Annotated in this window: 28 protein-coding genes; 13 read left to right on the forward strand and 15 right to left on the reverse strand. The window is 69.2% G+C overall.

Annotated features, from left to right (window positions below; all coding sequences use genetic code 11):
- Positions 1-100: 100 nt before the first annotated feature.
- On the reverse strand, positions 101-1,012 hold the full coding sequence (locus QM624_RS17205) for a hypothetical protein (RefSeq protein ID WP_415094074.1): 912 nt from the start codon (positions 1,010-1,012) through the stop codon (positions 101-103).
- Positions 1,013-1,050: 38 nt separating this feature from the next.
- Here QM624_RS17205 and QM624_RS17210 point away from each other — a divergent pair, with 38 nt between their 5' ends.
- Positions 1,051-1,647, forward strand: a complete 597-nt coding sequence (locus tag QM624_RS17210; RefSeq protein WP_415094076.1) for a DNA-3-methyladenine glycosylase — start codon at positions 1,051-1,053, stop codon at positions 1,645-1,647.
- A gap of 52 nt (positions 1,648-1,699) precedes the next feature.
- On the forward strand, positions 1,700-2,170 hold the full coding sequence (locus QM624_RS17215; RefSeq protein WP_415094078.1) for an SRPBCC domain-containing protein: 471 nt from the start codon (positions 1,700-1,702) through the stop codon (positions 2,168-2,170).
- A gap of 70 nt (positions 2,171-2,240) precedes the next feature.
- Here QM624_RS17215 and QM624_RS17220 read toward each other — a convergent pair whose 3' ends face one another.
- Positions 2,241-2,510: a DUF2277 domain-containing protein gene (locus QM624_RS17220; protein ID WP_298129955.1), complete on the reverse strand. Its 270-nt coding sequence runs from the start codon at positions 2,508-2,510 to the stop codon at positions 2,241-2,243.
- Between the two features lie 168 nt (positions 2,511-2,678).
- Here QM624_RS17220 and QM624_RS17225 point away from each other — a divergent pair, with 168 nt between their 5' ends.
- On the forward strand, positions 2,679-3,599 hold the full coding sequence (locus QM624_RS17225) for a phosphodiester glycosidase family protein (RefSeq protein WP_415094080.1): 921 nt from the start codon (positions 2,679-2,681) through the stop codon (positions 3,597-3,599).
- 3 nt (positions 3,600-3,602) lie between these two features.
- Positions 3,603-4,664, forward strand: a complete 1,062-nt coding sequence (locus QM624_RS17230) for a GtrA family protein (RefSeq protein ID WP_415094082.1) — start codon at positions 3,603-3,605, stop codon at positions 4,662-4,664.
- Positions 4,665-4,675: 11 nt separating this feature from the next.
- Here QM624_RS17230 and QM624_RS17235 read toward each other — a convergent pair whose 3' ends face one another.
- The 9 genes from QM624_RS17235 to QM624_RS17275 all read right to left on the reverse strand — a co-directional run bounded on the left by QM624_RS17235 (position 4,676) and on the right by QM624_RS17275 (position 13,363).
- Complete coding sequence (locus tag QM624_RS17235; RefSeq protein WP_415094084.1) at positions 4,676-5,659, reverse strand: DUF2332 family protein; 984 nt, start codon at positions 5,657-5,659, stop codon at positions 4,676-4,678.
- Positions 5,660-5,662: 3 nt separating this feature from the next.
- On the reverse strand, positions 5,663-6,094 hold the full coding sequence (locus QM624_RS17240; RefSeq protein ID WP_415094086.1) for a CoA-binding protein: 432 nt from the start codon (positions 6,092-6,094) through the stop codon (positions 5,663-5,665).
- Between the two features lie 96 nt (positions 6,095-6,190).
- On the reverse strand, positions 6,191-6,913 hold the full coding sequence (locus tag QM624_RS17245) for a hypothetical protein (protein WP_415094088.1): 723 nt from the start codon (positions 6,911-6,913) through the stop codon (positions 6,191-6,193).
- Positions 6,910-7,305: a pilus assembly protein CpaE gene (locus QM624_RS17250; protein WP_415094090.1), complete on the reverse strand. Its 396-nt coding sequence runs from the start codon at positions 7,303-7,305 to the stop codon at positions 6,910-6,912. Before QM624_RS17250 ends, QM624_RS17245 begins: the two co-directional genes overlap by 4 nt.
- A gap of 158 nt (positions 7,306-7,463) precedes the next feature.
- Positions 7,464-8,108 (reverse strand): peptide-methionine (S)-S-oxide reductase MsrA, encoded by a 645-nt coding sequence (gene msrA / locus QM624_RS17255; RefSeq protein WP_415094092.1) that lies wholly within the window; start codon positions 8,106-8,108, stop codon positions 7,464-7,466.
- A gap of 47 nt (positions 8,109-8,155) precedes the next feature.
- Complete coding sequence (gene dacB, locus QM624_RS17260; RefSeq protein WP_415094094.1) at positions 8,156-9,646, reverse strand: D-alanyl-D-alanine carboxypeptidase/D-alanyl-D-alanine-endopeptidase; 1,491 nt, start codon at positions 9,644-9,646, stop codon at positions 8,156-8,158.
- Positions 9,647-9,715: 69 nt separating this feature from the next.
- Positions 9,716-10,402 carry a uracil-DNA glycosylase gene (locus QM624_RS17265; protein WP_415094096.1) on the reverse strand — a complete coding sequence of 229 codons (687 nt, stop codon included), beginning with the start codon at positions 10,400-10,402 and terminating at the stop codon, positions 9,716-9,718.
- Positions 10,380-11,582, reverse strand: a complete 1,203-nt coding sequence (locus QM624_RS17270) for an MFS transporter (protein ID WP_415094098.1) — start codon at positions 11,580-11,582, stop codon at positions 10,380-10,382. Before QM624_RS17270 ends, QM624_RS17265 begins: the two co-directional genes overlap by 23 nt.
- Positions 11,583-11,815: 233 nt before the next feature.
- The gene (locus QM624_RS17275) at positions 11,816-13,363 is read right to left on the reverse strand and encodes a molybdopterin-dependent oxidoreductase (RefSeq protein WP_415094100.1); all 1,548 of its coding nucleotides are present in this window, start codon (positions 13,361-13,363) and stop codon (positions 11,816-11,818) included.
- Positions 13,364-13,514: 151 nt separating this feature from the next.
- On the opposite strand from QM624_RS17275, the gene QM624_RS17280 reads away from it, so the two are divergent.
- Genes QM624_RS17280 through QM624_RS17290 form a run of 3 tightly spaced genes read left to right on the forward strand, consistent with a single transcriptional unit; the run spans position 13,515 to position 16,010 of the window.
- Positions 13,515-14,684 carry an AI-2E family transporter gene (locus tag QM624_RS17280; protein ID WP_415094102.1) on the forward strand — a complete coding sequence of 390 codons (1,170 nt, stop codon included), beginning with the start codon at positions 13,515-13,517 and terminating at the stop codon, positions 14,682-14,684.
- 46 nt (positions 14,685-14,730) lie between these two features.
- Positions 14,731-15,627, forward strand: a complete 897-nt coding sequence (locus QM624_RS17285) for a hypothetical protein (protein ID WP_415094104.1) — start codon at positions 14,731-14,733, stop codon at positions 15,625-15,627.
- Complete coding sequence (locus QM624_RS17290) at positions 15,624-16,010, forward strand: DUF2089 domain-containing protein (protein ID WP_415094106.1); 387 nt, start codon at positions 15,624-15,626, stop codon at positions 16,008-16,010. The genes QM624_RS17285 and QM624_RS17290 overlap by 4 nt, the downstream gene beginning before the upstream one ends.
- Before the next feature lie 272 nt (positions 16,011-16,282).
- Here the strand turns inward: QM624_RS17290 and greA are convergent, their stop codons facing one another.
- Both greA and QM624_RS17300 read right to left on the reverse strand, forming a co-directional pair.
- Entirely contained in the window at positions 16,283-16,795 is a 513-nt protein-coding gene (greA, locus tag QM624_RS17295; protein ID WP_415094108.1) for a transcription elongation factor GreA, read from the reverse strand.
- A 31-nt stretch (positions 16,796-16,826) separates the two neighbouring features.
- Complete coding sequence (locus QM624_RS17300) at positions 16,827-17,228, reverse strand: DUF4307 domain-containing protein (RefSeq protein WP_415094110.1); 402 nt, start codon at positions 17,226-17,228, stop codon at positions 16,827-16,829.
- Positions 17,229-17,289: 61 nt separating this feature from the next.
- On the opposite strand from QM624_RS17300, the gene mca reads away from it, so the two are divergent.
- Positions 17,290-18,234, forward strand: a complete 945-nt coding sequence (gene mca, locus QM624_RS17305; protein WP_415094149.1) for a mycothiol conjugate amidase Mca — start codon at positions 17,290-17,292, stop codon at positions 18,232-18,234.
- Positions 18,216-18,383 (forward strand): hypothetical protein, encoded by a 168-nt coding sequence (locus tag QM624_RS17310; RefSeq protein WP_415094112.1) that lies wholly within the window; start codon positions 18,216-18,218, stop codon positions 18,381-18,383. The genes mca and QM624_RS17310 overlap by 19 nt, the downstream gene beginning before the upstream one ends.
- A gap of 99 nt (positions 18,384-18,482) precedes the next feature.
- Here the strand turns inward: QM624_RS17310 and QM624_RS17315 are convergent, their stop codons facing one another.
- Positions 18,483-19,232, reverse strand: coding sequence for an SRPBCC domain-containing protein (locus QM624_RS17315; RefSeq protein WP_415094114.1), 750 nt, complete (start codon positions 19,230-19,232; stop codon positions 18,483-18,485).
- Positions 19,229-19,540 carry an ArsR/SmtB family transcription factor gene (locus tag QM624_RS17320; protein WP_415094116.1) on the reverse strand — a complete coding sequence of 104 codons (312 nt, stop codon included), beginning with the start codon at positions 19,538-19,540 and terminating at the stop codon, positions 19,229-19,231. The genes QM624_RS17315 and QM624_RS17320 overlap by 4 nt, the downstream gene beginning before the upstream one ends.
- Before the next feature lie 196 nt (positions 19,541-19,736).
- Here QM624_RS17320 and QM624_RS17325 point away from each other — a divergent pair, with 196 nt between their 5' ends.
- The 4 genes from QM624_RS17325 (at position 19,737) to QM624_RS17340 (ending at position 24,765) form a co-directional block, all read left to right on the forward strand.
- Positions 19,737-21,773, forward strand: a complete 2,037-nt coding sequence (locus QM624_RS17325) for a thioredoxin domain-containing protein (RefSeq protein ID WP_415094151.1) — start codon at positions 19,737-19,739, stop codon at positions 21,771-21,773.
- A 119-nt stretch (positions 21,774-21,892) separates the two neighbouring features.
- Complete coding sequence (locus QM624_RS17330; protein WP_415094118.1) at positions 21,893-22,975, forward strand: hypothetical protein; 1,083 nt, start codon at positions 21,893-21,895, stop codon at positions 22,973-22,975.
- 133 nt (positions 22,976-23,108) lie between these two features.
- A complete protein-coding gene (trhA, locus tag QM624_RS17335; RefSeq protein ID WP_415094120.1) occupies positions 23,109-23,783 on the forward strand; it encodes a PAQR family membrane homeostasis protein TrhA in 675 nt (224 codons plus the stop codon).
- A 172-nt stretch (positions 23,784-23,955) separates the two neighbouring features.
- Positions 23,956-24,765 (forward strand): isoprenyl transferase, encoded by an 810-nt coding sequence (locus QM624_RS17340; protein ID WP_415094122.1) that lies wholly within the window; start codon positions 23,956-23,958, stop codon positions 24,763-24,765.

Below are 24,765 nucleotides of genomic sequence, written 5' to 3' on the forward strand. Positions count from 1 at the left end.
GACTCCCCGAGGTCCGCCGGGCCCTCCCTAACTAGTTCAGCCCTCCCGTCGACGGGAGGGCTGAACTAGTTAGGGAGGGCTTTTCGGGTCTGGCCGACGCTCAGGGGGTGATCTCGCGGCCGTCCAGATCGGTCACCAGCGAGGTCGTGCCGATGGTGAAGTACATCCGCGGGACGCCGGTGCGGGCCCGGTCGTCGACGGTCACCTGCCAGCGGGTGTCGGCGGTGAACTCGCCTTCTGCGCGGGCCTCGGCGAGCACCCGCCAGATGGACGCGGACCGCACCCTGGCGACGGCGAACGGCGGCAGGTCGGGCTTCTGCGACCGTTCGTTGATGGTCACCGGAACGGTGGACGTGCGCAGCCGGCGGATGGTGGTCGTGGTGCTTCCCGGGAAGTCGACCCAGGCGCCGAGCGTCGACTGGACGCCGACCGCGGTCGCGGTGGTCCGGGTACCCAGCACGTCGGCCAGACCGCGTTCGATGCCGCCCTCGGTGGTGAAGTCCAGCGTCGGCAGCAGGCTGCCGTCCGGGTAGAAGAAGACCGTTCGTGACTCGGGAACGGTCGAGACGCTCATGAAAACCTCGCCGGCGGACGAGTCGACGATCTGCAACTCCTGGTCGCTCTCCGAACCCGAGATGCCGGCGGCGGCCCGGAACAACGCACCGACGTCGTTGATGTGGAAGTCGTCGATCGAGAACACCGTCTGCTGCACATAGGCGACGTCGGTGTCGACCTGCTTGATGGTGTTGTCGCGCCACGCCCAGGTCTCGGGCTGGTCGTCCTTGACCACGGTGATGGCGGCCCACTCCTTGGTGATCTCGACCTGGATCAGCCGCTGCGTCCCGGCCTTGGCGATTAGCCGCCGGACCATCGCACGAGCCTGGCCGGGGGCGGTCAGGTCGAGCGCGACCGCCGACGAACTGGCGGTTGGGCTGGGCGAAGGAGCGGGTTGGGTGCATCCAGCGAGCAGACTGAGCACGGCGATCGCCGCTGCCAGGGCTGGGGTGCGCACCAGGCGAGACTACCGCCCGCTCAGGGCAGACTGACCCCATGGACCTGACCCGTGACTCGCTGACGGTGGCTCCCGAACTGCTCGGAACCCGGCTGCGGGTCGGTGCGGTCACCCTGCGGATCACTGAGGTCGAGGCCTATCACGGCGCGGCCGACCCGGCGGCGCACGCCTACCGCGGCTGGCGTCCGCACACCCGGCACCTGTTCGAAGCGCCGGGAACGCTGTACTGCTACCGGTCCTACGGCATCCACATCTGCGCCAACCTGGTCTGCGGGCCGATCGGCAGCGGTTCTGCGGTGTTGCTGCGGGCCGGCGAGGTGGTCGACGGGTTGGACATCGCCCGCGCCCGCCGTCCCGGCGTCCCCGACGTCCGGCTGGCCCGTGGTCCGGGCTGCCTGGGCCAGGCGCTCGCGCTCACCCTGGACGATTCCGGACGCCGGCTGGGCGATCCCGAGCTGGAATTGCTGCCGCGCACCGGTGAGGTCGGGCCGATCGCGACCGGTCCCCGGGTGGGGGTGTCGGTGGCCGCGACGCGTCCGTGGCGGTTCTGGCTGGCCGGCGATCCGACCGTTTCGCCGTACCGGGCGAGCCCCCGGCTGGGCCGCGGAGCGGGTGCCGTCACCGAGAAGAAATGAAGCTCTGAGACGTCTCCATCGACACGCCGTACAGGGCATCAGGGCCGGGGGTATGGTGTGGCTACCGGTCACCGTCGACCGGGTTCGGACCGATCGGATCGAGGTTTCAATGTCAGATCAGAGTGCGAGCGACTCGCTCGAGGAGTCCCAGGACACCACCGTGGTCGTGCAGCGGTCGGTGTCCCAACCTGTGAAGGAAGTCTGGCGTCTCCTGGTGACGCCGACGGGAGCAGAAGCCCTGCTGGGCGAAGGCGGCTCCCTCGGCGACAAGGGCGACAGTTGGCGTTCCAACGACGGCACCTATGGCGTGGTGCGCAGCTACCATCCGCTGGAGCAGATCCGCTTCAGTTGGCATGCTGAGCCCGACGCCCCCAAATCCCTGGTGGATCTGCATCTGGTCGAGCAGTCCGAGGACTCGACCGTCGTCGAGATCCGCCACGAGCACATCCCGGGCGGCTGGGACGTCGACGCCATCACCCAGCACTGGGAGAGCGCGCTCGAGCGGATCGCCGCCGCAAGCTGAACTCGTTGACGGAGCGGGCGGGCCGGTGATCCGGTCCGCCCGCTGACGTTTTCGGCTCAGCGCGAGGGGGTTAGCTGGCGAAGCGGGCGGCCGAACGGGCGCGGGCCTTGGCGGCTTCGACCTCACGGTTCTTCGGCGGAGCGGACGTGGTCAGGTGCTCCAGGAGATGCCGGGTGATGTGGGCGATCTCCTCGACGGCCTCGTTGAAGTACTGCTCGTTGGCCTTCGACGGCTTGGTCGTCCCGGACACCTTGCGGACGAACTGCAGCGCGGCGTCGCGCACCTCGTCGTTGGTGGCCGGCGGCTCGAAGTTGTTCAGCGGACGGATGTTGCGGCACATGCGGTCAGCGTACGCCGCTGCGCTGCGCTGGCCCATGCCGGCTGACGCAACGCCCGCCCTCGCTGCATCGATCTGCGGCGACCGCGCGAGCAGCGCGGCTGTGTCGCCCATCGGTGGATCGAGGCCAGGGCACAGAGTTCTCACAGACCGGTTCCGTACAACGGATGCATGAGCGATTCCGCATTGGCCCGGCGCATGTCCCGCCGTCTGCTGTTGGGCGGCGCGGTGGGCGTGGCCGGGCTGGGCGGCAGCACAGCCTGGGCGCTGAACCGTTACGTGATCGAGCATGTCGAGGCGTCGGCTGCCGATACCACCACGGCGGCCGCGACCCAGGGCAGCTTCACCGACAACGGCTACACCAGCGCCACCTCCACGGTCGGCATCGAGAAGGTGACGACGGGCTCCGGCTCGGACACCGTGACCTACTTCGCGGCCGAGCTCACCACGACCGACGCGACGCTGATCAGGTCGGCGTTCGCCAAGGACTCCTTCGGCACCAACATCATCGACTACCCGTCCTCGATCGCGGCGACCAAGAACGCGGTGCTGGCGATCAACGGCGACTACTACGGATTTCGCGACACCGGCATCGTCGTCCGCAACGGGGTGGCGTACCGCGACAAGGGCGCCCGGCAGGGTCTGGCGCTGTATCGGGACGGGTCGGCGTCCCTCTATGACGAGACGGCCACCAACGCGGCGGCGCTGATCGACGACGGCGTCTACCACACGCTCTCGTTCGGCCCGGGACTGGTTGAGAACGGCAAGGCGATCGCCGGCATCGACTCGATCGAGATCGACACCAACTTCGGCAACCACTCCATCCAGGGCAGCCAGCCCCGGACGGCGATCGGCCTGATCGAACCCGGCCGGCTGCTGTGGGTCGTGGTGGACGGCCGCAGCACCGGCTACAGCCGCGGCATGACGATGACCGAACTGGCGCAGCTGTTCCTGGACCGCGGCGCAACGGTCGCCTACAACCTGGACGGCGGTGGTTCGTCGGCGATGGTGTTCAACGGCTCACTGGTCAACAATCCGCTGGGCCGCGGCCAGGAACGCGGCACCTCCGACATCCTCTACCTGGCGGGCTGAGCGATGATCGTGCTGATTCCCGCCTTTGAACCGGACGGCCGGCTGCTGGCGCTGCTGCGTGAACTGGCGCTCGCCGCGCCCGAGCTGGCCGTGGTGATCGTCGACGACGGCAGCGGTCCCCGCTACGCGCCGGTGTTCTCCGACGCCGCGGTGCTCGGCGCCGACGTGATCGGCTTCCCGGCCAACCGTGGCAAGGGGGCGGCGCTGAAGCACGGCTTCGCCCACATCGCGGCGCACTATCCCGGACAGGACGTCGTCTGTGCAGATGCGGACGGCCAGCACACCGTCCGCGACATCCTGCGGGTCGGACGCGCCGTCCGGCCCGGTGCGCTGGCGCTCGGCGTCCGGGCCTTCACCGGACGGGTGCCGCTGCGCAGCCGGCTCGGCAACACCCTCACCCGCTGGGCGTTCCGGGCCGCCACCGGGATCTCGGTCAGCGACACCCAGACCGGCCTGCGCGGCTATCCGGCGGCAGCCCTGGACTGGTTGCTGAGCGTGCCGGGCGACCGGTTCGAATACGAACTCAACCTGCTGCTGAGGGCCCGCGGCGCCGGCTGGACCATCGAGGAACTGCCGATCGACACGGTGTATCTGGCCGACAACGCGTCGTCGCATTTCCGGCCGCTGGCGGATTCGGCGCGGATCTATCTGCCGCTGCTGGTGTTCTCGGCATCGTCGTTGGCCGCGTTCGCGGTCGATTTCGTGGTGCTGCTGGTGGTGAACGCGCTGAGCGGGAACCTACTGGCCGCGGTGGTGGCAGCGCGCGGGGTGAGTTCCGCGGTGAACTTCCTGATCAACCGGCGGATGGTGTTCGCCTCCCGGCGTCCGTTGCGCTCCACCCTGATGCGCTACTACCTGCTGGTCGCGGTGCTGCTGCTCGCCAACTACGGACTGCTGTCGGTGCTGACCGGGATCGGCATGGCGCTGGCCCTGGCGAAGCTGGTGGTCGAACCCACCCTGTTCCTGGCCAGCTACGGCGTCCAGCGCAGCTTCGTCTTCGCCGAGTCGGACGCCGTCCGTTCCGCAACGCGCGCTGCCGAACCGATGGCGGTCGGACGCCGCTGAGGGCGACCCGTTCAGCGGAGGAGCCGGACCCAGCTCCCGTGTGCGTCGGCCAGCGCGAAGGGCTGCTCATCGAGGGCGATCAGGAAGTCCGTTGCAGCGGGTTGGATCCCCGACAGCGCGAGCCGATCGCGCACTCGTGGCAGCACCCGGAGACCTTCGTTGGAGATCCAGTGAGCATCGCTGTTCCGCATCCGTTCGGCGAACAGGTCGCGATGGTCCTGCTTCAGATAGGCCAGCACGGCGGTGTGGAATACGACGACTGTCGCCGCCCGCTCGCGAGCCTCATCGATCAGCGCCCAAGTGTCCTCGAGAAGATCTCCGCGCCGGACTGTGGGGCCGAACTCGCGAGAGAGGGCCACCGCTTCATGCAGCCTCCGGACGCGTGCAGTGTCGACCTCGCCGTCGCCCACCGGCCAGATCAGAGCCTCCAGCCAGGCGACATCGGCAGGGTTGTCCGCGGACAGAGGGTTCAGGTCGAGCCCGGCACTCCAGGCGACCTGCGGTGCGGCGGGTAGCGGGCCGTCCAGATCGGCCGACAGCCGCGGCCCGGTGGGGTCTCCCACGGTTAACCCGTTGTAGTTGTACGACCAGCGTCCGGGTTGAAGACACAACCCCATCGACGCACCCACCTCGATCAACGCCAGTGGCTGCGGCAGCGCCGCGAACGCCGGCAGCAGGGTGGCCAGCCGGCGCGCCTCATTGGTTTGCGTCGACCGTCGTCGGATGGTCGCCAGGATCGGGTCCCAGCGTTCGATCACCAGATCTCGGATCGTTGGCCAAGGTGCCAGTGGGACGCCGCAGGCTCGAAAGGCGGCCAGCACGAGATTGGGTTGCTGTTTGACGGGAGGCAGCGAGCCGAGCCTGACCGGCAACTCCGCGTCCGCCGCAACTCCTCGCGCCCAGTCGGCGTACCGCGGGCTCCGTAGGTCGCCCTCCAGTTCTGCGAAGAGCCGGTAGCGGTCTCGGACGTCCGCCGCCGACGTCTCGTCGTCCACGGTTCAGCCGCGCTCGCGCCATTCGATCGCGGGGCAGGTGTCCATCACCATCGGCAGGTCGGCGGCCTGTGCCCGGGCGAATGCGTCGTGGTCGACGACGCCCAGCTGGAACCAGACCCCGCCGGCGCCGATCGCGATCGCCTCGTCGACGAACTGCCCGGCCGCCTCGGAGCGGCGGAAGACGTCCACCACATCCACGTGGAACGGTACGTCGGCCAGTGAGGCGTACCCCTGCTGGCCGAGCACGGTCGGTGCCGACGGGTGGATCGGCACGATCGTCTTGCCGTTGTTCTGCAGCAGCCGGGCAATGCGAAACGCGGTCTTGTCCGGGTCGCCGGACAGCCCGACCACCGCCCACACCTCGGCCTGGTCGAGGAAATGATCGATCACGTCCTGCTGCTGCCAGGCCGGCCGGGTCTGTGTCGCATCCGTCATATCGTCACCTTAATCGCATGCGTGGGGACGGTTCTCCCGGTCACCGGGGACGGTTCCTTTGGTCACTGGGGACGGTTCCTTTGGTCACGTACGCAGTCAGGTGGTGAGTGGGGTGGCGGGCTTGAGGGTGATCCAGAGCGCGCGGCTGGCGGCGAGGAGTTCGCCGTCGGCGCTGTGCAGGGCGGCGGCGGTGTCGTATTTGCGGCCTTCGTGGCCGAGTGCCCAGCCCATCGTGACGCAGGGTTCGCCGACCTGCGGGAGTCGGTACACCTGGGCGGTGAACCGGCCGAGCAGCATCAGCGTCGGCCATTCGGCGAAACAGCCGTAACCGAACAGCGACGGGCAGTCCACGCTGGCCCACACCACGGCGGGCAGCACGGTGCCGTCGTCGGCACCCACTGTGGCGTCCGGCACCCAGGGTGCGGCGGCGACCCGGCGTCCGGCGACCGGGCCGGGGAAGATGTGCAGACCGTCGGGACGGTCGGTGCCGCAGACGAAGCACTGCGGGTACGGATGGTTCACCAACCACGGGCAGTCGCGGCTGGCCTGCTCGGCCTCGGCGAAGCTGACCGGGGCAGGAACCTCCAACTCCAACGGCGCCGGACGTCCGAGCGCGACTGTACCCGCGTCCGAATCGATCCGGACGCCGTCGCCGTCCGTCGCGACCGGCAGGTGGACGTCCAGCGGAGGTGGCAGCTGCAGGGTGACCTCGGCCGGTCCGAGCGGACGGCCCAGGGCCGCCGCGACCGTGCCGGCGCTGTACCCGCCGTTGCCGGAGGTGTTGGGCCCGCGGAATCGGTGCGGGATCAGTACGCTCACGGCTCACCCAGCACATGCAGGACGGCGCGCGCATAGGCCCGCTCGGCGTCGATGTCGAGATGCCTGCTCTCATCGGCCAGCACGACCGCGAAACCGCCCGGCACCGCAGTCAGTTCCCGGAAATGATCGCCGAGGGCATCGCGCAACTGGTCCTCGCGCGGCAGCCAGAGCACCCGGTTCTGGTCGATGGAATCCAACGCCCACTCGGTGGTGCCGTTGAACTTGAAGATGCTCGAGCCGCCCGGGACGTCCTGGATCTGAATCACCATCTCGGCGATGACGAAGATCTCATCGGCCAGCTCGCCACCGGGGATCGTGAAGCGGTCGCCGCTGCTGGGTCGCCAGGGCATCCCCGCCGACCGCAGACGGCCGGCAAGGTCGGCGTCGATCATGGCGCTCAGAATAGTGCTCACCAACCAGCTGGTTGCTGTGCCTCCCCCGCGAGAGAACCGCCGATCAACGCACCCGCCGCTGGCCGGATCCGTCGAAACCCCTCGTCGGCGCGAACACGTCCGAGGTCTCGACAAGCTCGACCAGCGACGGTACTGGCTCAGCCGGCGCGGCTGCCCGGGTTGCAGGTCACCCCGGTGGCGTGCACCGGGCAGTAGCCGTTCGGGTTCGCGTCGAGGTACTGCTGGTGGTAGTCCTCGGCGTAGTAGAAGGTTTCCGTCGGGATGATCTCGGTGGTGATCGGGCCGTATCCGGCTGCCGCGAACTCGGGCGCGAAGGCATCCCGGACGGCCTCGGCGCGACGGGCCTGATCCTCGTTCTGCGGGAAGATCGCCGAGCGGTACTGGGTGCCGCGGTCGTTGCCCTGACGGAATCCCTGCGTCGGATCGTGGTTCTCGAAGAAGATCCGCAGGATGTCCTCGTAGCTCAGCTTGGTGGGGTCGTAGACCACCCGGACCGACTCGGCGTGCCCGGTGCGGCCCGAACATGCCTCTTCGTAGGTCGGGTTCGGGGTGTAGCCGCCGGCATACCCGGCGGCGGTGTTGACCACGCCCGGCGTGTTCCAGAACAGCTTCTCGGCGCCCCAGTAACAGCCCAGCGCGAGCACCGCCACCTCGGCGCCCTCCGGCACCCGGTCGATCCGGTGCCCGAAGACCCGATGGAAGAATGGCTGCCGCAGGACGGGTGTCTCGCGTCCGGGCAGCGCTACGCGCGGATCGACCATGGTCGGTTTGGTGAACAGCATGCTTGGCCTCCTGGCAGATGCAACCGCGGTGGGCCGTCCGGCATTCCTCAGCCGGCCCAGGCCGCCAGTGTCGCGCCGACCTTGTCGAACACGACCCGTGGTGAGTTCGTCTTGTAGCTGCCGAGCATAGAGAAGGTGTACGTCCGTCCGGTCTTGTCGGTGACGTAACCGCTGAGTGCGGTCACGCCGCTGAGCGTGCCGGTTTTGGCGCGCAGATTGTTCTGCGCGGCGGTGCCGACCATCCGGTCGGTGAGCGTGCCGCCGACCGCCGGGTCGGGATTGCCGGCGACCGGAAGCGCGTCACGGAAGGTGCCGAACCACGGACGGGTGCGGGCGTACTGCAGCACGCGGACGATGACCCGTCCGGTCAGCCGGTTGGTGTGCGCCAAGCCCGAGCCGTCCACGATGCGCACCGTCGACGGCACGCTCTGGGTCGTCTTCAGCCACTTCAGGACGCGCGCCGAACCGGCCGCCCAGGTGCCCGCCTTGTCGCCGGTGCGTCCCATGGTCTTGATCAGGTGCTCGGTCATGCCGTTGTTGGACGGCTTCATCAGCAACCCGACGATCGTGCTCAGCGGCACCGAGGTGTCGGACGCCAGCCGCGCCCGTGTCTTCGGGGTGCTGCCGGTGGTGGCGGCGCCGTCCACCGCCACCCCGAGCGAGCGCAGCATGCCGGTGAAGACGTACGCCGCGTACCCGGCCGGCTTGCTGATGGTGATCACCGCGCTGGTCTTCGAGCGCTTGAGGGCGACCCGGCCGGACACGGTGATCGTGTTGCCCGAGCGGCGCAGGCTGATCGCGGCGCCGCTGCCGGCCTTCTTCGTGGTGGTCTTGTTGACCAGCTTCACGTACCCGGTGGCCAACGCCGGGACGACCCCGAGCACCGCCTTCTTGCCGGCCTTCGAACCGGGCTTGTAGCTGACGTTGATGGTGCCGACCCGCAACGCCGAGGTCGGCGACAACGTCAGCCCGGAGATCTGGGCGGCGTACGCGGAGTTCTGGTCGACCGGGTTCCAGTAGTTGTTGTACTTGTCGTTGTCGAAGAACCCGCCGTCGCCGACGACCGAACCGGTGACCCGCCGAACGCCGGACGCCTTCACCTGCTCGGCCAACGACTTCAGATCGGACTCGCGCAGGGTCGGATCGCCGTTGCCGCGCAGATAGAGCCGGCTCACCGTGCCGTTGCCGGTGGGTGCGCCGGGCGCGAACACCTCGGTGCTGAACCTCGCGTCAGGTCCGAGCACATCGAGGGCGGCGGCTGAGGTGAGCAGCTTCATGTTCGACGCCGGTTTCAGCGCGGTGGTGGCCTTCTTGCTGAACAACTCGGTGCCGCTGGCCGTATCGGCGACGACCACACCGACGGTGGCCTTGGCTGCACGGGAGTCCTTCAGGACATTGGCGACCTTGGTGGCCAGCGCATCGTCGTTGACCGCCGACGGCACGGTGGGAATGGCGTGCGCGGCGTCAGGGGTGACGACCAGCGCGAGACTGCACAGGGTGAGGACGGCGGTAAGCATGCCGCGGCGCGTTCGAGACATCGGGAGCTCCAGGGGTGGGGGCCCGCCCACCATGACACAGCCGTCCGGCGACTCGCCAGGCCGTCCGGCTCAGCTCAGCGCCGGCAGTTCCCAGTTGATCGGCTCGGCGCCCTGGGCGACCAGCGCGGCGTTGGCCCGGCTGAACGGACGCGAGCCGAAGAAACCGGAGCGGGCCGACAACGGCGAAGGATGCGGCGAGGCGATCACCGGGACGTCGCCCAGCATCGGCTGCAGATTCTGCGCGTCCCGCCCCCACAGGATCGCCACCAGCGGACCGCCGCGGCTGGCCAGCGCCTCGATGGCGCACTGGGTGACCTCCTCCCAGCCCTTGCCACGATGCGATCCCGGGGCACCCGGACGAACCGTCAGCACCCTGTTGAGCAGCAGCACGCCCTGATCGAACCAGCCGCTCAGATCGCCATGGACGGCCGGCGGAATGCCCAGATCGGTGGACAGCTCGGCGTAGATGTTGGCCAGCGATCGCGGCAGCGGCCGGACGTCCGGCGCCACCGAGAACGACAACCCGACGGCATGGCCCGGGGTGGGGTAGGGATCCTGCCCCACGATCAACACGCGGACGCCGGACAGCGGCCGGCTGAACGCCCGCAGCACATTGGGGCCGCTCGGGAAGTAGCCACGTCCGGCGGCGATCTCGGCGCGCAGGAAGTCGCCCACCGACGCCACCCGGCCGGCGACCGGCGCGAGCGCCTCCGCCCAGTCCGGAGCGACCAGGTCAGCCAACGGTTTCGGGTTCACTGTTCCTCCTGTCCAGCCGTGCCGGGATGAGCGCGGCGGCCACGGCACCCGCCAACAGAATGGCGGCACCAGAGCCGAATGCGGCACCCATTCCCCAACTGTCGGCCAACACGCCCGCGGCGAGCGGACCGAGGATCGAACCCAGGTCACCCGCCATCGAATAGATCGCGACCGGCTGGCTACCGGCGTCCTTGGCCGCATCGCCCAGCGCAGCGGTCGGCGCGGTGCCCAGCGCGGCGGCACCGACGCCGTAGACACAGAGCAGCACGATCAGCAGCTGCATGTTCGGCGCGAACGGGGTGGCCAGCGTCGACGCCGCCGCCAGCAACCCGCCGACGACCATCACCGGACGGCGTCCGAGCGTGTCCGTGGCGCGTCCGGCGGCCGGCAGCGCGGCGGTCTGGGCGATGGCGGCGATCGCGAACGCGATGCCGGCCCACGACGGATCGGACCCCAGGGCACCCACCACCAGCAGCGGCACCAGCGCCGAACGGACGCCGAAACTCTGCCAGCCCTGACCGAAGCTCATCAGGCAGGCGGCACGGAACCGGCTGTCGGCGACCACCTCGCGCAACGATCGGGTCGGGGCGACGGCGGCCGCCTCGGCCATCCCCGGCGGGTCATGCAACTGGCTGAACGCGATCGCGCCCGCAACCACCAGGGTGCCGGCGTAGAAGTAGAACGGCGCGGTCAGTGACACGGTGGCCAGCAGGCCGCCGATCGCCGGGCCGGCCATCCCGCCGAGCAGGAAGCCGCCCTGGTACAGCCCGCTTGCCCGGCCGCGCAGCTCCGGGCCGACGCTGGCCAGCAGCAGAGCGGTGGCCGAGATGGTGAACATCGCCGAACCGAGCCCGCCGATCGCCCGCCACAGCAGCAGTTCCCAGTAGCTGCCGGCCAGGCCGCACAACGCCGACGACGCCCCGACGATCCACATGCCGATGCCGATCGTCCGGCGATGACCGATCCGGTCCGAGATGCGCCGGCAGAACGGGCTGATCGCTAGCCGCATGCCGGCGAATGCCGACACCACCAGGCCGATCATGAAGTTCGTCACCCCGAACGAGGCGGCGAAGATCGGCAGCACCGGGATCATCACGCCGAACCCGACGGCCACGAAGAACGCGGCGACCGCGAGCATCACCACGGTGCGTGGCAACGGCGTCCGCAGCGTCCATTTCACCCGAGTCAACTTAATGGACGCCCGTCGTCGGCCGAACCTCGACCGTCTGCCCGGACCGGACATGTTGGCTATCGGGCAAGTGTCTGAAATCGACCCCAGAGATGGGGAGCTTGTCGTCTTTGCTAAGCCGTCACTGGGCGTCTCCGTCAGCGACTCTGGGGTCGATTTCAGACCAACTCGCGAGTACGCCAGGGAGTCAGAGACCCGGGCGGGGGTCGGCTCGGCCAGCCGAGTCAGTTGATGGTGACGGTGACCCGGTGCAGGCCGCTGGCGCCGTCCGGGAAGGGCGGGGCGACCTGCTCCGACTGCGGAGTGCCGCGGTCGTCGATCAGCCGGCTCTCCAGCGTGTGTTGCCCGGGTGTCGCCGGCCAGCTGAATCGCCACTGCCGCCAGTAGTCGATCCCGGCGTCCGGGCCGATGGTGGCGTCCTGCCATTCCCCCTCGTCGACGCGGACCTGCACCCGGGCGACACCGATCTGCTGGGCCCACGCGGTGCCGGCGACCGTCACGGTCCCGGCAGACAACTGGGACAGGTGACGGGGTACGTCGATCCGGCTGGACGGCTTCACCGGCCCGCGCTCGGCCCAGCCGCGGGCGGTCCAGTAGGCGGCCTGCTGGGTGTAGGTGGTGAGTGTCATCCGGGTGAGCCACTTGGTGGCGCCCACATAGCCGTACAGCCCGGGCGTGATGAGCCGTGCGGGGAACCCATGCTCGGCAGGCAGCGGACGGCCGTTGATGCCGATCGCGACCAGCGCGTCCCGGTCATCGAGCAGCGCCTGCACCGGCGTGCTGACCGTGAAGCCGTCCACCGACCGGCTGAGCACCTGATCCGCCTCAGGCCGGACCCCGGCACGCTCCAGCAGGTCGCGGGTCCGGACGCCGAGCCAGCGGGCGCCGCCGATGTACGGTCCGCCCACCTCGTTGCTGACACAGTTCAGCGTGATGTCGCGCTCGATCACCGGCAGCGCCGTCAACTCGTCCCAGCTGAGGCTGAACGGACGCTCCACCAACCCGTCGATGTCGAGCCGCCAAGTGCCGACATCCACGCCCGGCACGAGCAGGTTGATGTCCACCCGGTAGAAGTCGGACGCTGGTGTCACCCACGGCGACAAACCCGACACGTCGAGGCCGGCAGGCAGCGCCCGCAGGGCCGGGGACGCCTTCGGAAGCACCACGTCGGTCGCGATCCGGGCCCGATCGGCGAACCACTGCCCGGTGACCACCGCGACGGCGCTCGAACCACCGACCACCCCGGTACCGACCAGGAAGGCGCGGCGTGGCATGGCGCGCGGTGCGCCGTCCGGCTGGCCGGGAGCGGACGGCACCAGGGGTGCGTGGGGCAGCAGCCAGCCCAGAACGGTTCCGCTGACGATGCCGGCCACCACGGACGGCAGCGCACCCAGCGTCGTGGACACCGTCGAAGCCGACGCCGCCGACGTCGCCGCGACACCGCCGAGTACCGCCAGAACGGCCGGCATCGCCCAGATCAGCCCGCGACGCCGGACGGCCACCAGGCCGGTCGCCGCCCCGATGCCCAAGGTCACCAGAACCACACCGGTGACGAGAATCGGCTTGTCAGCGGTGCCGAAGGTGGCCACCGCCCAGTCCTTGACGGGGGTGGGTGCGAGGTCGATCAGCCGGCTGCCGACCGCCAATGCCGGGGACGCCTCGGGTGCGATCAGGCCGGCAACCAGGTGTCCGGCGGCCAACCCGCCCAGCATCGCGAGAACGCCCGCGGTCGCGGCCCGCAGCCGTGTGGCCTGCTGTCGGTCGGCGCTCATGGCGCCCCCTTCCGCCCGGCGGCGTCCGCGCGAGCCGTGGCCCCTCCACAGTAGGAGCCCCAGCGGGCGAAGCAAGGGTCTCTGACCAGGACGCCAAGGCCTTACCTGTGAAGCATCTAAGCTGGCGGCTACCCCACGAAAGGACGGGTGCGTGGCATTCAGTCTCTTCCGTCGTCCGCGCCGCCGACCGGCGGTGCCGGCACGGATCACCGAACCGCAGGTGGTGGTCGTCGAGCCGTCCACCGAGTCCACCGAGGATCGCATTCCGCAAGGCGTCCGGACGGCTGCCGGCTGGGGCTGGCGTGCGCTGGTCCTCGCCGCGCTGGTCTGGGGCATCGGCTGGCTGCTGTCGGAGTTCTCCGGAGTCACCGTCCCGCTGGCGATCGCCTTCCTGTTGACGGCGCTGTTGGCTCCGATCGTCCATCGGCTCAAGCAGTGGCGGTGGCCGCCGCTGCTCGCCGCCGCGGGCGGTCTGCTGGTGATGGTGCTGGTAGTCGTGGTGATCGGCTGGGGCATCGGTGCCACCGCGGCCCGGCAGGCACCCGAGTTGGTCGACCAGACCGTCGCCGGGTTCAACGCTCTGATGCAATGGCTGGCCGGCGACCCGCTGTACATCGATCAGGCGCAGATCGACAGCTGGATGACCTCGCTGACCACCTGGGTCTCCGATTCGCGGGCACTGATCGCGGGCTACGCCGCCAAGATCGGTACCTCGGTCGGCCACTTCTTCGCCGGCATCGCCATCGCGATGATCGCCACCTTCTTCTTCCTCGCCGAGGGCGAGCATCTGTGGAAGGGATTCGTCGGCATCATGCCGGCGCGCTACCAGAATTCGACGGACGCCGCGGCGAACCGCGGCTGGGCGTCCCTGGTCAGCTACATGCGCGCCCAGGTGATCGTCTCGGCCGTGGACGCGGCCGGTGTCGCGATCATCGCCGCCATCATCGGTGTGCCGATGGCCCTGGCGCTGTTCGCGCTGACCTTCGTCGTCTGCTTCGTGCCGGTCGTCGGCGCGGTCATCGCCGGAACAGTGGCCACCTCGCTGGCGCTGATCACCCACGGCTGGGTGGCGGCGTTGATCATGCTGGGCGGCACCATTGCGGTGATGTGGCTGGAGTCGCACCTGTTGCAGCCGCTGCTGCTGGGCCGGGCGGCTTCGTTGCACCCGCTCGCGGTGCTGATCGGCATCGCCGTGGGTGCGACCGTTGGCGGCATCGTCGGTGCCCTGGTGGTGATTCCGGTGATGGCGTTCGGGGTGGCTTTCATCCGTCATCTGCGGGGCATGCCCGTCGGTAGCGTGGAGAGTAAGGGTAAGCCCTGAGCCCCTGGCTCTTTCCAGATTAGAAAGTCGGGTTTACATTTGCTTCATGGCAACTGAACCTGACCTCACCGACATCCTCGAAGAGCTGGCCGCCGGCCGGATCGACGCATCCGAGGCAGCACGGCGCATCGACGCGCTCAAGGCCGCCGCCGCGCAAGCGGAACAGGCCGAACCGGCCGCCGAGCCGTCCGACGCCGAGGTGGCCGACGAGGTCGCCGCCGACAGTCCGCAGCATTCCGCCGGCGTGTTCAGCCAGCCGCCGTTCGTCGAGCAGGACGTGCCGCCCAGCCAGCGCCGGGCCAGCGGAGCGAAGGGTGTCGACCGGATCAGCGTGCGTGCGGTGGCCCGCCGGGTGCGGATCGTCGGCGACAGCAGCGTGGCCACGGCGTCCGTGGACGGGCCGCACGTGCTGCGCCGCAGCGGGTCGGTGCTCGAGGTGACCAGCGACGGCGATCAGGGCCCCAGCCTGGACGGCTTCATCCTGCGTCCGCCGCGCAGCTTCGACGACCTGCGGGCGCTCGGGCTCGGCAAGGAACTGCTGGTCCGGGTGAACCCGACCATCGCGGTGGACGCCGAGGTGACCGCGGGCATGCTGACCACCGAGGGTGTCCCGTTCCTCGGCAAGGTGCGGGTCACCGCGGGCGGGGCGACGCTGGATCGGGTGGCCGAGGCCAACGACGTGCTGGTGCAGGCCGGGTCGGCGAGCATCCGGGGCGACCTGGCGTCCGGCCGGTCGCGGATCCGCTGCGAATCGGGCTCGCTCGACATCGAGTTGGGTGAGCGGTCGAACGTGACGGTGCGCACCGACGTCCAGCTCGGCAAGGTGAGTTGGGCCGGCGCCGACAACGACAATGTCGATGAGGTGGTGCTCGGCAACGGGGCGGCGCGGCTCGACGTGGGTGTTGTGATGGGCTGGGCCACGATCAAGGCCGACCTGCGGTGAGCGGGCTGCGTCCGCCGACTGACTGCCCGGTGTGCGGTGACGAGCTGATCACCAGCCGGCTCGGCTGTCCCGGCTGCGGCACCGAGTTGTCCGGCCACTTCGCCCGCTGCGCGTTCTGTGCCCTGGACGCCAAGGAGCTGGAGCTGCTCACCGTCTTCCTCAGTTCGCGCGGCAATATGCGCGAGGTCGAGAAACACCTCGGGGTGTCCTACCCGACGGCGCGCTCCCGGTTCACCGACCTGCTGGTCAAACTGGGCATGGCCGGTGAGCCGGACGCCGCCGGCGCGGCCGCGTCCGATACCCGCGAACAGGTGCTCGCCCAGGTCGCCGCCGGCATCCTGGCCCCGGACAAGGCCGCCGCCCTGCTCGCCCGCCTCCCCTGACACCCGGGGACGGTTCTCCCACATTCGAATCTCGCATCTTCGGGGACGGTTCTTTCACGTGCGAAATTCGCACGTCGGGGGACGGTTCTTCCGCGTTCGAAATTCGCATCTGCAAGAACCGTCCCCGCGCGTGCGAAATTGACACCTGCAAGAACCGTCCCCGGGCGTGCGAAAAGCGAATGCGGAAGAACCGTCCCCGGACGTGCGAAGGGGACGGCTCCCGAGCTTCGCTGCGGTGAACCGTCCCCGTGGAGAGCGGATGGGTGAAGGCGTCAGCCGACGTAGGGCTCGACTTCGAGGATGGTCACGTCGATCGGCTTGCCGTTGGGTGCCGAGTAGCTGGCGGTGTCGCCGATCTTCTTGCCGATGATCGCCGAACCCAGCGGGGACTGCGGCGAGAACACCTCGACCTCGGTGTTGCCGGCCAGCGCCATCAACTCGCGCGAGCCCAGCAGGAAGGTGTCGGTGTCGTCGGGATCATCGTCGTAGTAGATGGTGACCTTGCAGCCGGGGGAGACCTGGTCGGCATCGCCGGCGGGGGCCTCACCCACCTGCGCATGTCGGAGCATCGACTCCAACTGCCGGATCCGCAGCTCCTGCTGCCCCTGCTCATCGCGAGCCGCGTGATACCCCGCGTTCTCGCTCAGATCTCCTTCGTCGCGGGCGCGCGCGATCTTGGCGGTCACCGCCGCGCGGCCGGCGCCCTTGAGGTGTTCGAGTTCCGCCGTTGCGGCGTCGAATGCCTCCTGGGTCAGCCAGACCGTGTCAACCTGCTCGTCAGCCATCGAGCGAGCCTACCAACTTCCTCGAAGGTCTTCAGGAAGGCCCGCAGCTGTCCACGGTGACCGCCGTCCCGCGCTTGAAGGTGCGCAGGCTGACCTCGACCTGGGTGACCCGCTCGGTGCCCGGCGGGATCTCCACCCAGCGCTCGCCGACCCGCTCGTAGCTGACCGCCTGGACGACCAGGAAACACTTCACCGGCTGCGCCGGATCGGGACGGTCGATGGCGAGGGTGGCCTTCAACTCGTTGTCGGAGACCACGGCGAAGGTGTCGATCCGTCCGCTCACCGGCGGGTTCGCCTTGTGCGACGCCACCCAGATCACGTAGCCGATCAGGGCCAGGATGACGAGGCCCAGGACGGCGACCGCGGCCGCCGACAGGCGTTTGGGCGGGTACCGCCGACGGATCCGTTCACGGTCTGCTGCGGTGATGGTCACCCGGACATTCTGCCCGTCCGCCGAGTGGATCGGACGCCGTCCGTTTGCGACGCTGGGCACAATGGCGCCCATGTCCACCACCAGCGCGATCCGCGTGGACGCGTCCGGCGAGCCGCTGCGGCTGCTGCACGTCCACGCTCATCCCGACGACGAGTCGTCGAAGGGTGCCGCCACCACCGCCAAATACGTGGCGCAGGGCGTCAAGGTGCTGGTCGCCACCTGTACCGGCGGCGAACGGGGCTCGATTCTGAACCCGCGAATGGACACACCAGAGAACTGGGCGCGGATCTCCACCCTGCGCACCGAGGAGATGGCCCGCGCCAAGACCATTCTCGGCATCGACCAGACCTGGCTCGGCTTCGTCGACTCCGGACTGCCCGAGGGTGATCCGTTGCCGCCGCTGCCCGAGGGTTGCTTCGGCCTGCAGGATCCCGAGGTGGCCGCCGGGGCACTGGTCAAGGTGATTCGCGAGTTCCGTCCGCACGTGCTGACCACGTATGACGAGAACGGCGGCTACCCGCACCCCGACCACATCATGTGCCACAAGATCTCGATGGCGGCCGTCGAGGCTGCCGCCGACCCGGACGCCTGGCCCGAGCACGGCCCGGCCTGGCAGGTGCTCAAGGTCTACTACCACATGGGTTTCCACCGGGCCCGGTTCGCGAAGCTGGACGAGTTGATGCACGCCCACGGACTGGAGAGCCCGTACGCGGAGTGGCTGAACAACTGGGAGCGGGACGAGGTCGAGGACCGGCTGACCACCTTCGTGCCCTGCGGCGACTACTTCCCGCTGCGTGACCATGCGCTGCGCGCGCACGCCAGCCAGATCGACCCGGACGGCCCCTGGTTCGCGGTGCCGCTGGCCATTCAGCAGGCGGGCTGGCCCACCGAGGATTTCCAGCTGGTCAAGTCGATGGTGCCGGTCACCCTGCCCGAGGACGACCTGTTCGCGGGCATCGACACCCGAACTCCGATTACGCTCGACACATGGTCCTACTCGATCTAGCCGACGCCAGTTGGTTCCCCCTGGTGATGGTGATCGTCATCGCCGGGCTGATGTACCTGCTCTACCTCAGCATGCGACACGAGATCCGCAAGATCCGGGTGCCGCGAAGCGACGCCGCTCAATCGCCGGAGAGTCCCGCCGAGAAGTAGGCCGGCGCCGACCCTCGTTGGTCGAGCTTGTCGAGACCTCCCTGGCAACGGGTCACGACGAGTTCATCCAGGGCAAGGGTGTGTTGAATCGGTGATTCCCTATTCGTCGGCGGTCATCGCAACCCGCCAAGGTCGGACGCGGACTTCCAGCAAACCGCAGGCGACGCTGCCGTCCTGAGTCTGAGCGGCCGACACCAGCAGGCGCGCGGCGTCCACCGAACGCGTCCGGACGATGGTCATGCCCGCTCCAGGCGTGTCGGGTAACGGCCCACCGGCGACCAGCAGGCCGTCCGACTGGAGTTCGCCGAGGAAGCGCAGGTGTTTCGGAAAGTCCGGTGAGGCGAAGACACCCGCCGGCGGCGCGGCCGGGCCTGGCGTGTGCTGCAGGACGAACCACAGGTCGGCGCTGTCGTCGGCGGCTGTCAGGACGTCGGTGAAGCTGCCGAGCACGGTGACCCAGCCGCCGGCGTATTCGTCGCGGGCGGCCTCGGGATCGCCGTACGCCTCCCACCCGGTGTGCTCCAGGGTGACCAGAGTGGCGTCCGGGTTGCCGGTCGGGGTGAACGCCACCGTGACCCGGGTGGCCGCGTCGGCGTCCCGGCCGGGATGCCAGCTGAAGGTGACGGTACGCGGTTCGTCCTCGGCGAGGACGGTTCCCCAGACCGCGACGTCGCCCGCCGGTCCGGTTTCGACGATCCGCCCGTCGGTGAGCGCAAGATTGCCGCCCGCGCCGAAGCACCCGTGCGTGTCGAGCGGCCACCAGGCGCCGATCTCGCCCAGGAACACCCGGTACGCGGTGGCCTGATCGCAGGCGACGAGCACCTGGCGGCGGAGTGGAGGAAGGCTCATCGTCGATTCCTTTCGACGTGCTCGGCGAAGGCGCCGAGCGCGGTATCCCACTGCGCCACCAGCCAGCGCTGGACGACGTCCAGCCCGTCGGGGGCGAGAGCGTAGAGGTTGCGGGTGCCGACCGACCGGTGTTCGACCAGCCCGGCACCCTCGAGCACTTTCAGATGCTTGCTCACCGCCGGACGTCCCACCGGCAGCGCTTCGGCGAGGGCACCGACGGCCTGTGGGCCGTCGCGCAGTACCTCGACGATCCGGCGCCGGGTCGGATCGCCGAGTGCATCGAGCGCGGCATAGGCTTGGTTACTCATGGGCAACGGTTACTCTATGGCAACCAATGGCTTCCGGCAACGGATAACCTCGGTTGCCCGCTTGTGTGAAGCGGTGGTCTCCCCGGGTCGGCGTCGTGTTTGCTCCTAGGCTGTGAAGCCGGGGCGAGGTGGCCCGAGTCCTCCCCTCGCGTGTCATCGGAAGCGGATGCGCATGACCGATCAGGAGTTCATCACAATGGCCAACCGGCTCGCCGAGGCGTCCAGCCCGTACCTGCTGCAGCATGCGGAGAACCCGATCGACTGGTGGCCGTGGACGCCGGAGGCGTTCGATGAGGCACGGCGGCGCGACGTCCCGATTCTGCTGAGCGTCGGCTATGCCGCCTGCCACTGGTGCCATGTGATGGCTCACGAGTCGTTCTCCGACCCTGAGGTGGCGGCCCTGGTGAACGCGCACTTCGTGGCGATCAAGGTCGACCGCGAGGAGCGTCCCGACGTCGACGCCGTCTTCATGAAGGCCACCCAGGCGTTGACCGGGCAGGGCGGCTGGCCGATGACCGTCTTCCTGACCCCGGAGGGCCGTCCGTTCTTCGCCGGCACCTACTACCCACCCGAGCCGGCGCACGGGCTGCCGTCCTTCACCCAGTTGGTCACCGCTCTGGCGGACGCCTGGACGTCCCGACGCGACGAGGTGCTGACCAGTGCGGACTCGATCGTGGCCCATCTCAGTGACGAGTTCGGCGTGCTGCCGGCGTCCGGCGGTCTCGATGTGGCCCAGCTCTACGAAAAGGTCTCGGCCGATTTCGACCCGGTGCACGGCGGTTTCGGCAGTGCACCCAAATTCCCGGCGCCCGGGCTGATCGACGCCCTGCTGGTCACCGGCGAGCCGGCCTCGCTCGATCTCGCCCAGCGCAGCTTGGAGGCGATGCTGCGCGGTGGCATCCACGACCAGGTCGGCGGCGGCTTCCACCGCTACAGCGTCGACGCCGGCTGGGTGGTGCCGCACTTCGAGAAGATGCTCTACGACAACGCGTTGCTGCTCGGCAGCTACACCCGCGCCTGGTGCCGTACCGCCGATCACGATCGTGGGTTGCGGCTGCTGTTCGAGCGCGCCGTCCGCGGCATCGTCGACTTCCTCACCCATGACCTGCAGCTGGACGGCGGCGGTTTCGCCGCCAGCCTGGACGCCGACTCGTGCGACATCCGCGGCATGGTGCACGAGGGCATCTACTACGTCTGGTCGCCGGAGCTGCTCACCGACGCCCTCGGCGAGGCCGACTCCGACTGGGCCTGCGAGGTGTTCCACGTGACGGAGCGCGGCACCTTCGAGCACGGCCTCTCCACCCTGCAACTGCGCGGCACCCCCGACTGGGACCGGTTCGACGCCGTCCTCGACCGGCTGCGCGAGGTGCGGGCCGGACGGTTCGCGCCGGCCCGCGACGACAAGCTGGTCGCCGCCTGGAACGGCTTCGCGATCGACTCGCTGGTCAACGCCGCGCTGGTGTTCGGCGAGCAGGATTGGCTGGAACTCGCCGAGCGGGCCGCGCAGGCGTCCTGGCGGTTGATGGTGGACGGCGAGCTGCGTCGCGCGGGCCTGGACGGCGTGCCGAGCGACGCCTCCGGGATGGCCGACGACTACGGGGCGCTGGCGCTCGGCTACGCACGGCTGGCCGGGGCGATCGGTGACGCGATCTGGTTGGAGCGGGCGGTCGCCCTGCTCGAGACGGCGCTGCAGCGATTCGGGGCCGACGACGGCGGCTTCTACGACGCGCCGGCCGATGGCAACGGCGTCCGGCCCTTCGCCCGGGCTCGCGACACCGCCGACAACCCCACCCCGTCCGGGACGGCGTGCCTGGTCGCCGCGCTGCGCCTGGTGGGACTACTGGCCGACCGGGCCGACTTCGAGGCGCGTGCCGATCAGGCGGCGGCCACGCTGCGCGGCGTCCTGCAGGCGGCGCCCCGTTTCGCCGGCTGGGCGTTCGTCGACGCACTGATCACCGACCAGGCCGCGAAGCGTCTCGCTCCCGCGGTTGCCGTGCTGGTGACCCCGGACGGCGCCCAACTGACCGAACTGATCCGTGCAGCCGCCCGGATGGCGCCCGCCGGCACCGCCCTGGTCGCCGGACCGGCCGGGACTCCCGGTTTCGCCCACCACTTCGATGATCGGGACGCCCGCGGCGGGGAGACCACCGCGTATGTATGTCGCGGAACTGTCTGCTTCACCCCGGCTACCGACGTGCGCGAGTTGCGTTCGGCGCTGTGGAAGAGGATGTGACAGCCCGGAAGAGCAGAGAGCGCGAGCCGTCCCGATATTCCGGCTTGTGGGACGTCCTGGTGGTCATCCGCCCGGGTGACCCTGAAGTGAACCCGGCAATGAGAGGATGTCCGGAGCCCGTGACCTCTCCGGGCGTGATCAGTTGGAAGGTATTCATCATTCTCATGCGCAGAATCACCCCTGTTCTCGCCGCCTCCGGCCTGACTGCCGCGATTGCTCTCGCCGGTTGCTCGGCGCCCGACCCGAAGCCGACCGTCGACCAGGCGGTCAAGGCCCTGACCGCTCGACAGGCGGCGACCACGACGCTTCGCCTGGACACCACCGCCGAGGATCTCAGCACCATTTCGAAGGCCGTGGAGCAGGACGCCGATCCCTCCCGCCTCGCCCAGCTCAATGCGGCGTTCAAGGTGATCCCGATGGTCAGCATCAGCACCGCGACCCGTGCCCACGAGGGCACCCTGCAGCAGGCGACCTCGCTCGACAAGGTCGATTTCGCCACCCGGGTGATGGTCGGCGACAAGCCGCTCGAGATCATGAAGGTGAACGACAAGGGCTTCCTGCGGGTCGATGTGGACGGCATCGGCCAGCAGACCGGACTGTTCACCGGCAGCCAGGTGCGGATGATGGCGGCCAGCCTCGCGAACGGCAAGCCGTGGGTGAACGATCTGATCGACGGCAAGTGGATGCAGGTCGACGGCGCGACGATGAACGAGTTGGCCGCCAAGGCGACCCAGCAGAGCGCTGCGCCCCAGGTCGCCGACCCGGCCAAGTACCTCGACGTGGTGACCGCCAACTCGACGGTGACCAAGGTGAACGACACCACCTACACGGTGGTCACCGACGCCAAGGGCCTGATCAAGGGCCTCGCCGACGTCGACCCCAATGATGACTTCAGCACCGAGGACGCGGACAAGGCGATCGCCGACCTGCAGGACGGCGCCAACCTGGACACCACGCTGACCATCGAGGGTGGCGTGTTGACCAAGGCGTCCATCGACCTCGCCGACATCATCAAGACCTGGCCCAAGGTGAAGGACGGCGCCGACGACGAGGCGCTGCGCCGCCTGCAGGCCGCGCAGTTCAAGCTGAACGCAGTGGCCGAGTTCAGCGACAAGGTGGACATCACCGAGCCGACCTCGGCGACCACCATTCCGGACGCCGACGTGAAGGCTCTGCTGAACAGCCTGCCCGGCAACCGCTGACCTTCGCAGCCGCCGAACGGCGTCCGAGCCTCGATCCTTGGGGCTCGGACGCCGTTCGGCGTTTGTGCGTCCGTAGGGGAGGAGGCCGTGCCAATGTTTGATACGGCTCCGTAACTTACGGTACCGTAGGTATATGTCCACGACCCGCGCACAGTCACTGACCCCGGCGGAGGCGTCCGTTCCCAAGCCGCTGCTGCGCGGCTGGCTGCATCTGGTGATGACCCCGATCGCGCTGCTCGCCGGCATCACCCTGGTCGTCCTGGCACCCACTCAGACGGGACGGATCGGTGGCGCGGTGTGGCTACTGGCCGCCGTGGAACTCTTCGGCGTCAGCGCCCTATACCACCGCGGTCACTGGGGCGAGCGGACCCAGCTGATGCTGCGCCGGCTCGACCACGCCAACATCTTCATCTTCATCGCGGCGTCCTACACGCCGCTGGCGCTGGCCCTGCTCAGCCCGCCGAGCCGGGCCGCCCTGCTGTGGTTCGTCTGGCTCACCGCGCTCGCCGGGGTGTTCTTCAACCTGGTCTGGATCTCGTCCCCGCGCTGGCTGCACACCCTGCTCTACCTGCTGATGGGGTGGGCGGCGCTCGGCTGGATCGGTGAATTCTGGGCCAACGCGCCGCTGCCCGCATTCGTGCTGATCGCCGTCGGCGGCTTCGTCTACAGCGGCGGTGCGGTGGTCTACGCGCTCAAGCGGCCCGATCCGTCCCCGCGCTACTTCGGCTATCACGAGATCTTCCACGCCTGCACGGTGGTGGCCGCGATCTGTCATTTCGTCGCCATCGCCCTGGTCACGCTGCGCTGAACGCCGACCGCTACCTCTGGGCATGACCCCTGCTCCCCACTCCCGGGCAGCCATCAAGCCGCTCACCTGACAGCGATCCTGGCTCGTGTGCGCTACCGGGTCGCGGAGACGTCCGCCGAGTTGGACCGTGGCACTACCCGATAGGGGGTGTTGCGCCGGTATTCTGAGCGGCATGGAGTTGGCCACTCGCGTCGCCCGAGTGCTGTCGGCGCTCGATCCGACCGGTTTGCTCTACCGCACCTACGAGCAGCGGCTGGTCGCCGAGCTCACCCCCGACCAGTTGCCCCGGCACATCGCGGTGATGGCGGACGGCAACCGCCGCTGGGCCCGCCGCAACGCCCCCGATGAACCCGTCGCCGTCGGCTACGACGCCGGTGCCGACAAGCTCAAGGAGTTCGTCGGGTGGTGCGAAGAGGTGGGCATTCCGACTGTCACCGTCTGGGTGCTGTCGACCGAGAACCTCGACCGGTCCAGCGACCACGAGTTCGCCCCGCTGCTGCAGGTGATCGAAGACCTGGTGGTCGACCTCGCCGCCGACGGCCCATGGCGGGTGCAGGTCGTCGGTGACCTTGATCTGCTGCCGCCGACGATGGCCGCACGGTTGCGCCAGGCGTCCGCCAGCACCGAGGGTCGCCACGGCATGCACGTCAACATCGCCGTCTCCTACGGCGGACGCCATGAGTTGCGCGACGCCTTCCGTTCGTTGCTGGCTGCCGAGGCGGCCAAGGGCACCAGCCTGGAGGAGCTGTCCCACACCCTGGAGATCGACCAGATCGCGTCCCATCTGTACACCGCCGGGCAGCCCGACCCCGATCTGGTGATCCGTACCTCGGGTGAGCAGCGGTTGTCCGGCTTCCTGATCTGGCAGTCGGCGCACAGCGAGTTCTACTTCCACGAGGCGCTCTGGCCCGACTTCCGCAAGGTCGACTTCATCCGTGCGCTGCGCTCGTACGCCCAGCGTGAGCGCCGTTTCGGCCGCTGA

It is taken from the genome of Micropruina sp. (genome assembly GCF_047606365.1).
Lineage (GTDB): Bacteria > Actinomycetota > Actinomycetes > Propionibacteriales > Propionibacteriaceae > Micropruina.

Coding starts and splice junctions, on each gene's coding strand:
- QM624_RS17210 (WP_415094076.1), top strand. CDS start 1,051: ATGGACCTGACCCGTGACTCGCTGACGGTGGCTCCCGAACTGCTCGGA.
- QM624_RS17215 (WP_415094078.1), top strand. CDS start 1,700: ATGGTGTGGCTACCGGTCACCGTCGACCGGGTTCGGACCGATCGGATC.
- QM624_RS17220 (WP_298129955.1), bottom strand. CDS start 2,510: ATGTGCCGCAACATCCGTCCGCTGAACAACTTCGAGCCGCCGGCCACC.
- QM624_RS17225 (WP_415094080.1), top strand. CDS start 2,679: ATGAGCGATTCCGCATTGGCCCGGCGCATGTCCCGCCGTCTGCTGTTG.
- QM624_RS17230 (WP_415094082.1), top strand. CDS start 3,603: ATGATCGTGCTGATTCCCGCCTTTGAACCGGACGGCCGGCTGCTGGCG.
- QM624_RS17240 (WP_415094086.1), bottom strand. CDS start 6,094: ATGACGGATGCGACACAGACCCGGCCGGCCTGGCAGCAGCAGGACGTG.
- QM624_RS17250 (WP_415094090.1), bottom strand. CDS start 7,305: ATGATCGACGCCGACCTTGCCGGCCGTCTGCGGTCGGCGGGGATGCCC.
- msrA (WP_415094092.1), bottom strand. CDS start 8,108: ATGCTGTTCACCAAACCGACCATGGTCGATCCGCGCGTAGCGCTGCCC.
- dacB (WP_415094094.1), bottom strand. CDS start 9,646: ATGTCTCGAACGCGCCGCGGCATGCTTACCGCCGTCCTCACCCTGTGC.
- QM624_RS17275 (WP_415094100.1), bottom strand. CDS start 13,363: ATGAGCGCCGACCGACAGCAGGCCACACGGCTGCGGGCCGCGACCGCG.
- QM624_RS17285 (WP_415094104.1), top strand. CDS start 14,731: ATGGCAACTGAACCTGACCTCACCGACATCCTCGAAGAGCTGGCCGCC.
- greA (WP_415094108.1), bottom strand. CDS start 16,795: ATGGCTGACGAGCAGGTTGACACGGTCTGGCTGACCCAGGAGGCATTC.
- mca (WP_415094149.1), top strand. CDS start 17,290: ATGGCGCCCATGTCCACCACCAGCGCGATCCGCGTGGACGCGTCCGGC.
- QM624_RS17310 (WP_415094112.1), top strand. CDS start 18,216: ATGGTCCTACTCGATCTAGCCGACGCCAGTTGGTTCCCCCTGGTGATG.
- QM624_RS17315 (WP_415094114.1), bottom strand. CDS start 19,232: ATGAGCCTTCCTCCACTCCGCCGCCAGGTGCTCGTCGCCTGCGATCAG.
- QM624_RS17320 (WP_415094116.1), bottom strand. CDS start 19,540: ATGAGTAACCAAGCCTATGCCGCGCTCGATGCACTCGGCGATCCGACC.
- QM624_RS17325 (WP_415094151.1), top strand. CDS start 19,737: ATGGCCAACCGGCTCGCCGAGGCGTCCAGCCCGTACCTGCTGCAGCAT.
- trhA (WP_415094120.1), top strand. CDS start 23,109: ATGTCCACGACCCGCGCACAGTCACTGACCCCGGCGGAGGCGTCCGTT.
- QM624_RS17340 (WP_415094122.1), top strand. CDS start 23,956: ATGGAGTTGGCCACTCGCGTCGCCCGAGTGCTGTCGGCGCTCGATCCG.